The 12821-nt window shown below is 73.6% G+C and carries 15 protein-coding genes; 4 read left to right on the top strand and 11 right to left on the bottom strand.

Features of this window, described 5'->3' with window-relative positions; translation table 11 throughout:
• Positions 1–115: 115 nt before the first annotated feature.
• The 3 genes from KME80_RS32525 to KME80_RS32535 form a co-directional block, all read right to left on the bottom strand.
• Positions 116–1351, bottom strand: coding sequence for an FG-GAP-like repeat-containing protein (locus KME80_RS32525; protein WP_219510348.1), 1236 nt, complete (start codon positions 1349–1351; stop codon positions 116–118).
• A gap of 107 nt (positions 1352–1458) precedes the next feature.
• Positions 1459–3030, bottom strand: a complete 1572-nt coding sequence (locus KME80_RS32530; protein ID WP_219510349.1) for a multicopper oxidase family protein — start codon at positions 3028–3030, stop codon at positions 1459–1461.
• Complete coding sequence (locus KME80_RS32535; RefSeq protein WP_219510350.1) at positions 3023–3406, bottom strand: hypothetical protein; 384 nt, start codon at positions 3404–3406, stop codon at positions 3023–3025. Before KME80_RS32535 ends, KME80_RS32530 begins: the two co-directional genes overlap by 8 nt.
• Positions 3407–3513: 107 nt before the next feature.
• Between KME80_RS32535 and KME80_RS32540 the strand changes: the two genes are divergently transcribed.
• Entirely contained in the window at positions 3514–4395 is an 882-nt protein-coding gene (locus tag KME80_RS32540; protein ID WP_246646135.1) for a LysR family transcriptional regulator, read from the top strand.
• A 56-nt stretch (positions 4396–4451) separates the two neighbouring features.
• Complete coding sequence (locus KME80_RS32545; RefSeq protein WP_219510351.1) at positions 4452–4892, top strand: YybH family protein; 441 nt, start codon at positions 4452–4454, stop codon at positions 4890–4892.
• A gap of 10 nt (positions 4893–4902) precedes the next feature.
• On the opposite strand, the gene KME80_RS32550 is transcribed toward KME80_RS32545, so the two are convergent.
• From KME80_RS32550 to KME80_RS32575, 6 genes are read right to left on the bottom strand one after another with little or no spacing between them, the layout of a single operon-like run.
• Positions 4903–5592, bottom strand: a complete 690-nt coding sequence (locus KME80_RS32550) for a class I SAM-dependent methyltransferase (protein WP_219510352.1) — start codon at positions 5590–5592, stop codon at positions 4903–4905.
• Positions 5593–5617: 25 nt separating this feature from the next.
• The gene (locus tag KME80_RS32555) at positions 5618–6592 is read right to left on the bottom strand and encodes a threonine ammonia-lyase (protein WP_219510353.1); all 975 of its coding nucleotides are present in this window, start codon (positions 6590–6592) and stop codon (positions 5618–5620) included.
• 3 nt (positions 6593–6595) lie between these two features.
• Positions 6596–7144, bottom strand: coding sequence for a DUF6461 domain-containing protein (locus KME80_RS32560; protein WP_219510354.1), 549 nt, complete (start codon positions 7142–7144; stop codon positions 6596–6598).
• Complete coding sequence (locus KME80_RS32565; protein WP_219510355.1) at positions 7141–7623, bottom strand: nitroreductase family deazaflavin-dependent oxidoreductase; 483 nt, start codon at positions 7621–7623, stop codon at positions 7141–7143. The genes KME80_RS32560 and KME80_RS32565 overlap by 4 nt, the downstream gene beginning before the upstream one ends.
• Positions 7624–7628: 5 nt before the next feature.
• The gene (locus KME80_RS32570; RefSeq protein WP_219510357.1) at positions 7629–8246 is read right to left on the bottom strand and encodes a TetR/AcrR family transcriptional regulator; all 618 of its coding nucleotides are present in this window, start codon (positions 8244–8246) and stop codon (positions 7629–7631) included.
• Between the two features lie 33 nt (positions 8247–8279).
• Complete coding sequence (locus KME80_RS32575) at positions 8280–8930, bottom strand: TetR/AcrR family transcriptional regulator (protein WP_219510358.1); 651 nt, start codon at positions 8928–8930, stop codon at positions 8280–8282.
• Positions 8931–9049: 119 nt separating this feature from the next.
• Between KME80_RS32575 and KME80_RS32580 the strand changes: the two genes are divergently transcribed.
• Entirely contained in the window at positions 9050–9589 is a 540-nt protein-coding gene (locus tag KME80_RS32580) for a dihydrofolate reductase family protein (RefSeq protein WP_219510360.1), read from the top strand.
• Between the two features lie 35 nt (positions 9590–9624).
• On the opposite strand, the gene KME80_RS32585 is transcribed toward KME80_RS32580, so the two are convergent.
• Positions 9625–10098, bottom strand: coding sequence for an OsmC family protein (locus tag KME80_RS32585; protein WP_219510361.1), 474 nt, complete (start codon positions 10096–10098; stop codon positions 9625–9627).
• Between the two features lie 29 nt (positions 10099–10127).
• The gene (locus tag KME80_RS32590; protein ID WP_246646136.1) at positions 10128–11738 is read right to left on the bottom strand and encodes an FAD-dependent oxidoreductase; all 1611 of its coding nucleotides are present in this window, start codon (positions 11736–11738) and stop codon (positions 10128–10130) included.
• Positions 11739–11941: 203 nt separating this feature from the next.
• On the opposite strand from KME80_RS32590, the gene KME80_RS32595 reads away from it, so the two are divergent.
• Positions 11942–12637, top strand: coding sequence for an IclR family transcriptional regulator (locus KME80_RS32595; protein WP_219510363.1), 696 nt, complete (start codon positions 11942–11944; stop codon positions 12635–12637).
• Positions 12638–12821 lie beyond the last annotated feature (184 nt).

Below are 12821 nucleotides of genomic sequence, written 5' to 3' on the forward strand. Positions count from 1 at the left end.
CCCACCGACATCCGGGAGGGCCCACTGGCGTCCGGGAGGGCGCACCGGCGACTGCGGGTGGGGATGCTCGGGCGGTCAGCACCGGCAGCCGACACCCGGGGGAACGCCCGGGTGGTCAGCCGAGGGCTTCGCCGACGCCTTCCACGTCGCGGATCGCGCTCATGACCTGTTCGCTCCGCCCGGTCGCCGGGTCGAAGACGGTCACGCCCAGGGGCGGCGCCTCCTGGGGCATCCCGAACACCAGCTTGGTCCCGTAGAAGGCCACCGGCAGGTTGCCGCCGGGCAGCGTGGGGACGACGGTGCCGGGCACGCCCTCCCGCATCGACAGCACCTGGGCCGAGTCACCCCAGGCCACGGCCACCCGCCCGTCGGGTGCGGCGGCGAGCGCGGAGCCGGTGCTGGAGGACCCGCAGGCTCCACACTCGACGGTGTCGAGGATCCGGGCGTGGTCGAGGACGAGCACGTTGCCGCACTGCCCCTCCGTGGCGGCGAACGTGCCGCCGGGCACGTAGGCGACGGCGTCGCCGAGCTCGCACTCGCTGCCGCCGTCGTGCTTGACGGCTTCGAGCCGCTCGGCCCGCACGTCCGCGATCATGGTCACGGCGCCGTCGTAGGGGCCGATGCCGTTGGCGAGCTGCCTGCCGCTGCCGTCGTCGCGTTCGCGTGGGGAGCCGACGAGCAGCCCGGTGCGGCCGTCGGGGAGTGGGCCGACGGCCACGGTGGCGCCGAAGCCGTCGTGCGGCTCGCTGTTGCCGGGGACGCCTTCGGTCTCCTGGGTGATGCGCCGGGGCGGCGTGGTGTCGCCGTCGGTCACGTAGACGGCGCCCGCCTGCTGGACGCCGCTGTCGTTCTCCTCCGGCGCCCCGATGGCGATGGTCCCGCCGTGGGCGGCCACGGCGGCGCCGAACCGAGCGCCCGGCTGCGGGTTCGGCGAGACGATCTTCCTGTACGGCGCGGCGTTCCCGCCGTACAGGACGTAGACGGCGCCCGCGCTGTGCCCGCCGTCGACCTTCGTGTACGGGGCTCCGACGACGACGTCGGCGCACCCGTCGGCGTTGACGCGGGCGAGCGCCACCGAGGCCCCGATGGCGTCGGCGCCCAGGTCGGGGATGCGCAGGCGGACGAGCTTGCCCGCGCTGAGGATCGACACCTGCCCGCCGGTGAGCATGCGGTTGCCCACGGCGACGTCGTCGTGTCCGTCGCCGTCGAAGTCCCGCGCGCTCGCCTTGGCGCAACGGTCCGCGGGGGAGGCGGCGCCGGTGGGGCCGGCCGGGGCCGCGCCCGCGCCGGGATCGCACGCGGTGAGCGTGATGAGGAGTGCCGTGAACGCGAGCACGAGCCGCCGTGACATATCCCGATGATTGCGGATCCATCCCACCCACGGCCACTCGGCGCAGGGCCCGTGTGACACTGGCGCGGGAGGTGGGATGGCTTGCGCCCGGTCGTCGAGTACGAGGGCTAGACGATCTCCAGGTTGGCCATCATGGCCATGTCCTCGTGCTCGGCGTTGTGGCAGTGGAACAGGTAGCGCCCCCGGTAGCCGTCGAAGCGGGTGATGATCTCCACCCCTTCGCCCGGCCGCAGGGCGACGGTGTCCTTGAGCCCGGCGTCGTGGGGGAGCGGCGGCCGGCCCCGGCGCGAGAGCACCTGGAAGCCGACCAGGTGCAGGTGGACGGGGTGGTGGACGTCCGCCACGAGCCGCCAGATCTCGACGTCGCCGAGGCGGGCGGTGACGTCCGTGCGGGCGGGGTCGAACGGCAGCCCGCCGATCAGCCAGCCGTGACGGCCGTGCATCCGCCCGGCACGGAACGAGAGGTCGCGCACCCGGACCGCGTCCGACCGCCGCCATCGGGGCAGATCGGTGGAGAGCGTACGGGGGATGCGGCTGTCGTCGGCGGCCCTGCGCGCTACGCGGAAGGCCATCACGTCGCGCGTCCGGCCCGAGCCGAGCCGGTTCACCAGCCGGACCAGGCCGCCGACGGGGACGCCGGAGAAGTCGACGACCACGTCGTGGCGTTCGGCGGGGGCCATCGGCAGGACCCGGTGGGTGACCGGCGCCGCGAGAAGCCCCTGGTCGGCGCCGATCTGGACGAGGTCGAGGCGGCGCCCGTCGCCGGTGACCGCTTCGAGCTCGTAGTGGCGGGCGTTGGAGGCGTTCAGCAGGCGCAGCCTGTAGCGGGCGGCGTCGGCCTCGTGCACGGGCCAGGGCGCGCCGTTGACCAGGATCACGTCGCCGAGCACGCCGGCCAGGTACTCCTCGCGCACGCCCGGCCGTCCGCGCAGCGTGGGGTCGAGCGACGGGTAGTCGAGGCCGCCGTCGGCGGTGAAAGCCCGGTCCGCGATCATGAGCGGCAGCTCGCGCGGCCCGGCGGGCAGGCCGAGCGCGTCCTCGGCGTCGTCGCGCACGATGTGCAGCCCGGCCAGGCCGCGCCAGATCGCCGGGGCGGTGAAGTCCATCCGGTGGTCGTGGTACCAGAGCAGGGTGGGCCGCTGGTCGAGGGGGAACGTGTATTCCCTGGTCAGCTCCGACACCACCGCGCGCGGGTCGTGCATGGCGTGCCCGCCGTGGTCCCATTCGCGGGGCAGGACGAGGTCGGTCGGGTAACCGTCGGAGTCCGCCGGGGTCCGGCCGCCGTGCAGGTGCACGACGGTGGGCACGGGCAGGTCGTTGCGGTGCGTGACGGTGACCGGCCTGCCGCGCCGTGACTCGATCGTGGGCCCGGGGAAGACGCCCTCGTACGTCCACAGCGGCGTCCTGACGCCGGGCAGGATCTCCGCGGTCACCTCGCGCTGGGTGATCGCGTAGCGGTCGACGCCGCCGGCGGTGCTGACCGGCTTGAGCACGGCGGGCAGCGGCAGCGGCACCCGGAACGGCGGCGGCAGCGGCACGGCGCTGCGCAGCTCGGCGCCGGTGACGGCCGGGCGGCGGGCCAGCGCGGCCGAGGTCGACAGCCCGGCGGCGGCCACCAGCCCGAGCGTCCCGCCGATGCCGAACAGCCGCCGCCTGGTCACCCCGTACTGCTCAGGCATCACGGACCTCCCGCCGTCCGAGAGGCCGCCAGGTGGCGATGAACTGCACGACGACCCCCGCGACGGTCGTCACCCCGAGCGGGACGTGCAGCCACAGCGCGCTCTCCATCCCGGCGAAGTACTGCACGGTCTCGGCCGCGACCACCGCCAGCGTGGCCAGGAACGGCCAGACCTGGCGCATCCGCACCCACGCCACGACGGCCACCACCAGCTGCACGTAGCCGATGGAGGTGGTCACGTCGGCGCCCACCGCGTGCCAGCGCAGGCTCCCGTAGTCACCGGTCAGATAGACCCCGGCGAAGACCGGCTGGGCGGCGATCGCCACCAGGTGCGCGCTGACGACGGCCCGCAGGGCCCATGCCGTCGGCGTCGTCATGACGGATCCTCCTGTCACGTCGTCCGTTCGTCGACGCGTCCGACACTATGACTCGACGGTTATCTTGTCGAAGATCAATATTGCTATGCTGTCATGCACCGGGAGGCATGATGGATCTGAACGCGCTGCGCCAGTTCGTGGCCGTGGCCCGGCTGGAGCACCTCAGCCGCGCCGCCGAGGAGCTGCGCGTCGCCCAGCCGTCGCTCAGCCGCACGATCGCCCGGCTGGAGAACGAGCTGGGCACGCCGCTGTTCGAGCGCAGCGGCCGTCTCCGGCTCAACGACGTGGGCCGGCTCTTCCTCGGCCACGTCGAACGCGCCCTGGGCGAGCTCGACGCGGGCGCCCGGGCCGTCGCCGACGCCGTCAGCGAGGGCTTCGGCGGCGTGCGGCTGGCGTCGGAGACGTTCCTCACGCTCACCGGGCCGCTGGCCGCCTACAAGCGCGCCCATCCCGACGTCGAGGTCGAGCTCCGCTGGATGCCCGCCGACGACATGGCCCGCGCCCTGCGCGCACAGGAGGTCGACCTGTGCGTGGCCTCCCAGCCCATCGCCGCCGAGGGCCTGACGGCGGTCCAGCTGCTCGACGACGTGGTGGGGGTGGCCACGCCGCCCGGCCACCCGCTCGCCGGCCGCGCCCGCGTGAGCGTCGACGAGCTCGCCGGGCAGCCTCTCGTCAGCGCCCGCGCGGGCCACTGGCAGCGCCGCCTGCTGGAGCGGCTGTTCGCCGCGCGCGGCCTCACCCCGAAGATCGTCTGCGAGGTGGACGAGCCCAGCGCCATCGCCGGGCTGATCAGCGCCGGGCTCGGCATCGGCCTCGTCCCCGGCTTCGCCAGGCGCGTCTCCGCCGGGTTCGCCGGGTGCTGGATCCCCGTCGACAACCCCGACTGCCGGCGCACGGTCACCCTCTACTGGGCCACCGGCAGCCGCCTGCCGGCCGCCGCCCGCCTGATGCGCTCCACGATCACCGGCTGGGACTGGGACCCGGCCTGACGTTCGAGGGGGCTGCGTCGTCGTACCGATGACACCACAGGAGAGGACGCACCATCATGCCCACACAGCGCGAGAGCGACGAGGCCGCGATCCGGCAGCACGTCGGGAAGATCGTCGAAGGGCTCCGGGCCAAGGACCTCGACGGTCTGCGGAGCCTCTACGCGGCGGACGTCGTGTCCTTCGACATAGAGCCGCCCCTGCAGCACGTCGGGGTCGAGGCGAAGATGAAGAACTGGACGAACGTGTTCGCGGTCTTCGAGACCGTCGACTACGAGGTCCGCGACCTCGCGCTCACCGTGGGCGACGAGGTGGCGTTCGGGCACTGCTTCGGCCGGTTGAGCGGCACGCTGAAGAACGGCACGGCGACGAGCGGCATGTGGGTGCGGGGCACGTTCTGCTTCCGCAAGGCCGACGGCCGCTGGCTGATCGCGCACGACCAGGTGTCCGTGCCGTTCGACCTGGCCAGCGGCCGGGGCGTCGTCGACCTCCAGCCCTGACCCGAGCGGGTCAGGGGCGCCTGAGCCGGACCGCGAGGAACGACGGCGCCCGGTGCAGCCGGTCGTAGGCGGCCTCGTCGACCTCCCGCAGCTCGGCGGTGGGCCGGGGCTCGGCCAGGTGCTCCAGCACGAACCCCGCCGCCAGCAGCTCGCCCAGGAACGTCTCCAGCGGCAGGCGCTGGTAGTGGATCGACAGCCCGCTGTCGCCGAGCGGCAGGTCCCGCCAGTCGTGGCTGAAGTACGAGCCGCCGAAGTGCTGCCAGTCGGCCGTGGGGTGGGTGGTCGACACCAGCAGCCAGCCGCCCGGCCGCAGCACGCGGCGCAGCTCGCCCAGCAGCCGCGCCCGGTCGCGGACGTGCTCGTACACGAGCGCGCAGAGCGCCCCGTCGAACGACGCGTCGGCGGCGAAGCCCAGCGGCTCCTCCAGGTCGTGCAGCAGCAGCTCGGCCCGGCCGCCGACGCGGGCCCGTGCGTGGCCCAGCAGGGTGGCGCTGCCGTCGACGCCGACCACCTGGGCGCCGCGCGCCACCAGCTCGGCCGCGTAGTGGCCCGCCCCGCAGCCGACGTCCAGGACGCGCGCCCCCGACACGTCGCCGGCCAGCGCGAGCATCGCGGGCCTGTCGGTGTAGGCGTTGTACGGGCTCGTCTCGGCATGCCCGGCGAAGTGGTCGCCGAGCGCGTCATGGTAAGCGGTGCGCATCGGGCCATCATCGCGCGAGCGCCCGCTACAGGCCGACCCAGCGCCGGTAGGGGCCGAGGTCGACGTTGCCGCCGCAGACGACGGTGACGACGTGGCGCCCGGCGAACCGGTCAGGGTCCTCCAGCACGGCGGCCACGCCCAGGGCCGCCGACGGTTCGGCGACGAGCCCGGCGTGCTCCAGCAGCAGCCGCAGACCCGTGACGATCGACGCCTCCTCGACCAGGACGGCGTCGTCGGCGACCGCCAGCAGGTCGGCCAGGACGGCGGGGATCGGGCGGCGGCCGGCGACGCCGTCGGCGATGGTGTCGGTGGTGTCGGTGGTGACGACCTCGCGCGCGTGCCACGAGCGGGTCATCGCGGGCGCGCCGTGCGGCTGCACGCAGATCACCTCGACCTGCGGCAGCAGCGTCTTCAGGACGTGTCCCACGCCGGTGGCCATCGCCCCGCCGCCCAGGGCGATCAGGACCGTGTCGAACGCGGGCGTCCCGGCCGCCAGCTCCAGCCCGATGGTCGCCGCGCCCTCGCACGTCTCGAGGTCGAGGCTGTCCTCGACCAGCCGGACGCCCCGCTGCCGGGCGAGCTCGGCGGCCCGTTCGCGGGCCTGGTCGAAGTCGCCCGCCACCAGCTCCAGCTCGGCGCCGAGCGCGCGGATCCGGTCGAGCTTGACGGCGGGCGCCCGGCGTGCGGCCACGACGGTCACGGCCAGGCCGCGGCGGCGGCCCGACCAGGCGAGCGCCTGGCCGAGGTTGCCCGCGCTCGCGCACACCACCTCCGGCCTGCCCTGATCGGCCAGCAGGCTCGTGACCAGCTCGGTCCCCCGGGCCTTGAAGCTGCGGACCGGGTTCGCCGTCTCCAGCTTGACGCTCACCGTGCAGCCGAGCCGCTGCCCCAGCGCGTCGCACTCGTACAGCGGCGTGTCCAGGAAGCGCGGGTCGATCACCGCGCGGGCCGCGCGGATCCGGCCGAGGTCGAGGCGCGTGCCGGGCTCGGCGGGCGGCATCGGTCAGCTCTCCGGTCGGCCGCCGCCGGTCAGGGCGGGGGCGGCGCGGTTGGCGCTGGACAGGTGGACGCCCGTGGCGCGTTCGGCGAGGGCGAGCGCGCCGGCGACGGGATGGCCGGGGAACTCGGGCCGCTCACCGTCGACGTCGACGCCGAGCGCCCGCAGGTCGTCCGCGAGCCGGTCGGGGTCGGAGCCCTGCCGGAGCCGGTAGGAGAACAGGCCGAACGCGGTGATCAGCTCCCCGTCGGCGTAGTAGCCGAAGTCCGCGCCGCTGTGAGTGACCCGGACGACGGCCGCGACCGTGCCGGCCGACAGGCGGGCGATCCCGTCGTGGACGGCTCCGTCGCCGAAGCGTTCGAGCAGGACGGTCCCGCCGTCGGCTGCGTAGGCGGAGACGCCGTGCCCGTCCTGGCCGAGGGGGCCGGGGGTGACGCCGATGCGCCGCATGGCCTCCTCGGGCGTCAGGTCGCGGGCGAACCCGGCGTGCAGCCAGGGCCCGCCGGGGTCGCCGGTGAACCCGGCGCACAGCCAGGCGTGGGCCGAGCCGGTCATCGCCGGTCCTGCCTCGGCTCGAACCGGACGAACGGAATGTGCATGCCCACCTCGCGGTAATCCTCCTGGCTCCCGTCGACGGCGTAGCCCATGAGCTTGCACAGGCGGCGGGCGGCGGCGGGGTGCCGGGACGCGTATCGGGCCATGATGTCAGGCCCCTCCTCGGCGGGGACAGGGGTGGCCGTCACCTGGAGGACGCGCCCGCCGACCTGGACGGTCACCTCCGGGGCGGCCATGACGTTGCGATACCAGTCGGCCTTGACGCCGAACCCGGAGGCGGCCAGGTAGCCGCGCCCGTCGTGCGCGACGACCTCGATGACGGCCTGACGGCGCAGCCCGGAGACCCGGCCGGTGTGGTTGAGCAGCATGACGCGGCGGCCCAGCAGCGCGCCCAGGCCCAGGCGGTAGAGGAGGATGGGCAGCCGCCACAGCCTGCGGCTCAGCCCGGTCGGCGGCGCGGGCCTCTTGACGATCTCCACTGCGGTCAGCCCCTTCCGGGTGTCGTGGCCGGGTCCTCGCCGGGGAGCAGGCTCTCCGCCACGGCCAGCGCCTCGTCCGTGGGCAGCTCGCCGTCGATCATCCGGTGCAGCATCAGCCCGTCGATCGCGGCGACGGCCAGCGTGGCGATCCCGATCGCCCGGGCGGCGGGCCGGCCGGGGTGGAGGGCGCGCAGCCGGTCGGCGAGCCGCTGCCGGGCCTGGCGGAGCTCGTCGCGCAGCATGGCGCCGAGCGCGGGGTCGCGGGTCGCGCCGATGATCAGCTCGGCGGCCAGCCGGGGCGCGGGCTCGGCGCCGCCGGTGCGCGGCAGCAGGGCGCGGATGGCGGCCAGCGCGGTCCGCTCGTCCTCGGCGGCGAGCAGCTCGTCGACGAGCGGGTTGACGAGGAGGTCGGTGCCGCGCCGGAAGATCGCCGCGTGCAGGCCGGGCAGGCCGCCGAAGTGGTAGTGGATCAGGCCGGGGTTGGTGCCGGCGCGCTCGGCCACGGCCCGCGCGGTGACGCCGGGCCACCCGTGCTCGCCCAGGAGCGCGAGCCCGGCCTCCACCAGTTGCTCGCGCCGCCGGTCGCCGCGCGGCGAATTTGGTCGCTCGGCCAAGTTGGTCATGCGGCCAAACTAGCACGCCCGCCCGGACGGGGCTCAGCCGGGCCGGTAGGCCGCCAGGAAGACCCGCACGGCGGAGTCGGCGTAGTGGTCGAGCTCCGCCTCCGTGAATGCGACGTCGTCACCGCAGAACATGACCCTGTTGACCGGGATCGAGGTGGTGAGCCAGGTGAAGTGGTTGGCCGCGATCAGCGAGTCGTCGATCCGCAGCAGGCCCCGGCGCGCGAGCTCCTCGAAGCACGACGCCAGCGAGGCGTGCACGCGCTCGGGCCCCGCCTCGAAGTAGGCCCGGCCGAGCTTGGGGAAGCGGCCGGCCTCGGCGATGACCAGGCGGCGCACGCGCAGTTGCGACGGCTGGGTGAGGGCGCGCACGAACTCGTGCGCGACGGCCCGCAGCGTGGTCTCCACGTCGTCGGCGGTGGCCAGCTCGGTCATCGCGGCCTTGAAGATCTGGTCGATGCCGACGAGCCGGTCGAGCACGATCTCCTCGAAGAGCTGCTCCTTGCGGCCGAAGTGCTTGTAGATCGTCTGCTTCGAGGCCCCGGCGGCGGCCGCGATCTCGTCGGTCTTGGCGCCCACGTACCCGTCGCGCAGGAAGACCTCCATGGCCGCGTCCATGATGCGCCGCCTGACCTGGGCGCCGGGCCGTTCCTTGGCCGTCGCGTGCGGGGCTTCGACTTGCGTCACTTCGGTTCCTCCTACGCGTGCGGTGAACAGGCCTGTTGACACCAAGCGTACAGTACCGTACGGTTCCGATCACGCAGAACTGTACCGTACGGTACTGCTACAGCAGAGGGAGAACGCGGATGCGCAAGATCGTGAGTGGCCTCTTCATCTCGCTTGACGGCGTGGTCGAGGCGCCCGACCAGTGGCACTTCCCCTACTTCGACGACGAGATGGGCAATGCCGTCCAGGCCATGATGGACGGCACCGAGGCGATGCTCCTGGGCCGCCGCACCTACGAGGAGTTCGCCTCCTACTGGCCCACCTCGACCGACGACCTGGCCGGATACATGAACGACACCCCGAAGTACGTGGTGTCCAACACGCTGACCTCCGTCACCGAGTGGCAGAACTCCACGCTCGTCACCGGCGACCTCGTCAAGGAGATCGCCCGGCTCAAGGAGCAGCCGGGCGGGAAGATCAGCATGTCCGGCAGCGGCACGCTCGTCAGCTCACTCGTGCGCGAGGGGCTGCTGGACGAGCTGCACCTGCTGCTCCACCCGATCGTCGTCGGCTCGGGCAAGCGGCTCTTCGGCGACGGCGCGCAGGCGCCGCTCCGCCTGACCGGCTCGCAGACCTTCGCCAGCGGCGTGCTGCACCTGACCTACGCGCCCGCCGTCTGACCAGCCCGACCAGCCTGGCCAGCCCGACCGGATCATCAGACGGTCTCCAGCGTGGTGGTGATCTCCACGCTGCCGCCGATGGTCCGCGCGATCGGGCAGTGGCGGGTGTGCCGGTCGTGCGCCCGGGCCACCTCTTCCGGGTCCACGCCCTCGGCCAGGCGCACCAGGTAGCGCACGTGCACGGAGGCGATGCGCAGCACCCCGCCGTCCTTGACGATGATCCCCTCGGCCTCCGACGTCAGCGCGCCGTCGGTCGTCGGCTGGCCGAGCCGCCCGAGCATGCCGGACAGGGTGCCGGTCAGGCATCCGGCGGTCGCGCCCACCAGGTAGTCCAGGGTGGTGGCGTGCGGCTCGATGGTGTCGAGCGGCACGTTGTAGTGCTCGGCCACCCCGCCGTGCATGCCCATCGGCACCTGCCCGTCCAGCGGCACGGTGACCAGCTTCGTGCGGCCGGGCGCGGCCTCGACGCTCACCCGGGCGATCTCGGCGACGGTGCTGCTGTCGATCATGTTCACTGCTCCTTGTCGTGGCGGGGCGGTCAGCGGGTGGTGTTGGACGCCGCGGCGGTCAGCGCGCCGAAGTCGACGCGGCCGCCGTCCAGGGGGACGACGGCGGCCACGTAGCAGTCGGGGCGCACCACGTACACGACGTCCTGCTCGCCGGCGTACACGTCCCACATCTCGTCGGACAGCACGGTGAGCACCCCGGAACCGGCGGGGGTGGGGGCCAGGACGGCGCGGCGCACCCACGCGGGGGCGGGGACGGCGTCGAGCGCGGTCCGCAGCCCGGAGGTCAGGCCGCCCCGGCCGGGCACGGCCAGCAGCGTGAGCGCGCCCGCGACGGCGGCGCGCAGCGTGGTCGTCCGGCCGCCCTGGGCGCAGCGCAGGTCGGGCAGCGGCTCGCCCGGCCGCACCCGGGGGGAGGGCAGCGCGGTCGGCGCGGTCAGGACGGAGCCGGTGTAGGGGAACGGCTCGTACAGCTTGCCGCTGTCGACCCGGTTCGCATGGTCGGGGGCGTCGGCGGCGGCGGCCAGCGCGGCGTCGCGGGCCCGGCGGCCGGCCTCGTCGTCGGGGGTCATGAACTTCATGGACGCCCCGGTGACCGCCAGGTTGTGGTCGGCGGCGGCGGCCCGCTCGGCCTCGTAGCTGTCCAGGAGCGCGGGCCCGGCCTGGCCGTTGAGCACGAAGCCGAGCTTCCAGGCCAGGTTCTCGGCGTCCTCCATGCCGCTGTTCATGCCGCGGGCGCCGAACGGCGACACGACGTGCGCGGCGTCGCCCACCAGGAACACCCGGCCGCTGCGGAAGGCCGAGGCCCGGCACTGCTGGAAGGTGTAGGTGTTGCTGCGGACCACGCGCACCGGGTGGTCGCCGATCGCGGTGGCGATGCGGGCGCGGACGCGCTCGGGGTCGGTGAGGACGTCGGCGTCGGCGTCCAGCGGGATCTGCCAGTCGAGCCGCCACAGCCGCCGGGTCACGCCGTGCATGAGCACGATGCCCTCCGGGTGGAAGGGCGGGTTGAACCAGAGCCGCCGCTCCCGCTCGAACGGCAGCTCGGCCTCGAAGTCGGCGACGAGGAAGCGGCCCTGGGTCTGCCAGCCGTCGAAGGTGATGCCCAGGTGGCGGCGGATCCGGCTGCCGATGCCGTCGGCGGCGACCAGGTAGGCGCCGGTGTGGGTCTCCTCGCCGTCGGGGCCGGTGGCGGTGACCCGTACGCCGGAGTCGTCCTGCTCGAAGGCGTCGACGGTGCGGCCGAGCCGGATGTCGGCCAGGCCGGTCGCCAGCGCCGCCTCGTGGAGCAGCTCCTCGATGCGGAACTGCGGGAAATTGACGAAAGGCGGGTAGATCTCCTCGCCCTTCGGCGGGAACCTGAGCTGGAGAATCTCCTGGTCGCCGTAGTAGGTGCGGCCCAGCGACCAGCTCACGCCGTCGTTGACGATCTCGTCGGCGAGGCCGAGCCGGTCATACAGCGCGAGGATGTCACGCTGCACGGTGACGGCTCTCGACTGGCGGCAGCTCGGCTGGTCACGCCGCTCCAGCACCACCGAGCGCACGTTCTGCCGGGCGAGGAGGAGCGCGGTGGCCAGGCCCACGGGCCCCGCTCCCACGATCACCACACGGGGAGAAGAACTTGAGCTGTCCGGCAGAACCATCGCCACCTCCGGCGTGACCGATACTCGGTCGCTACGACCGTCTATTGGTCATAGCGTGCCCTGTCTGCGGCCGGACTTCAAGAGGTACGGCCAAGGCGTACGGTGAAGTCGTGTTGGCGCGTGAGTGCGCGAAGCGCGATAATCGCTCACATGCCCCGATTTTCGAGGGGTGGTAACCCCGTCCTTCGCCTGGGAGTGAGACCGTGACCGAACCGGCCAGACCCGCTGAGATCGCGCAGACGCTCGACCGGGGGCTGCACCTGCTGGAGATCCTCGCCGAGGCGGACCCGGACCACGGGCTCTCCCCGACCGAGGCCGCCGCCAAGCTGGGCGTCCACCGTTCCATCGCCGCCCGCCTGCTGGCGACCCTGCTGCGGCGCGGGTTCGTCCGGCGCAACCGCGAGGGCCGCTACCTGCTGGGCATGGGCCTGTTCACGCTGGCCCGCCAGGTGTCGCAGAACCTCCTGGTCGTGGCGGGTCCGCTGCTCACCGAGATCGCCGAGCGCCTCGACGCCACCGCCGTCATGCACGTCGCCGACGGCGACGGCGCCGTCACCCTGGCCTCCGTCGAGCCCAAGCGGGCCAGCTTCCACATCGGCCTGCGCACCGGCTCGCGCCACCCGCTGGGCACCGCCGCCACCGGCATCGCCATCCTGGCCGGCCGCCCGGCCGAGCCGGGCGAGCGCGACAAGGTCGCCCAGGGGCGCGAGCAGGGGTACGTGGTCACGACCGGCGAGCTCGTCCCCAACTTCACCGGCATCGCCGCGCCCATCGTGGTCAACGGCTGGTGCGACGCCAGCGTCGGCGTCGTCATCCCCAAGGAGCGTCAGCACGACGAGCGGGCGCTGGCCGACGAGGTGATCACGCTGGCCAGGAGCATCGCGCTCGCCCTCACCTGACCCCTGGCATGACCTCCGCCCGCGCCGAGCGCGGGCGTGCGAGGCCCCGGAGCCCCGAGGGTGAAGTCAAGGGGTCATCGCAACACGGATTGATCAACTGGCTAGCGCCAGAAGCTTGGTGAGACGCTCGGCTGGGGTTTCCCAGCCGAGCGTTTTGCGTGGCCGGCCGTTCAACCGGGCAGCG

It is taken from the genome of Nonomuraea ceibae, assembly GCF_019396325.1.
Classification (GTDB): domain Bacteria; phylum Actinomycetota; class Actinomycetes; order Streptosporangiales; family Streptosporangiaceae; genus Nonomuraea; species Nonomuraea ceibae.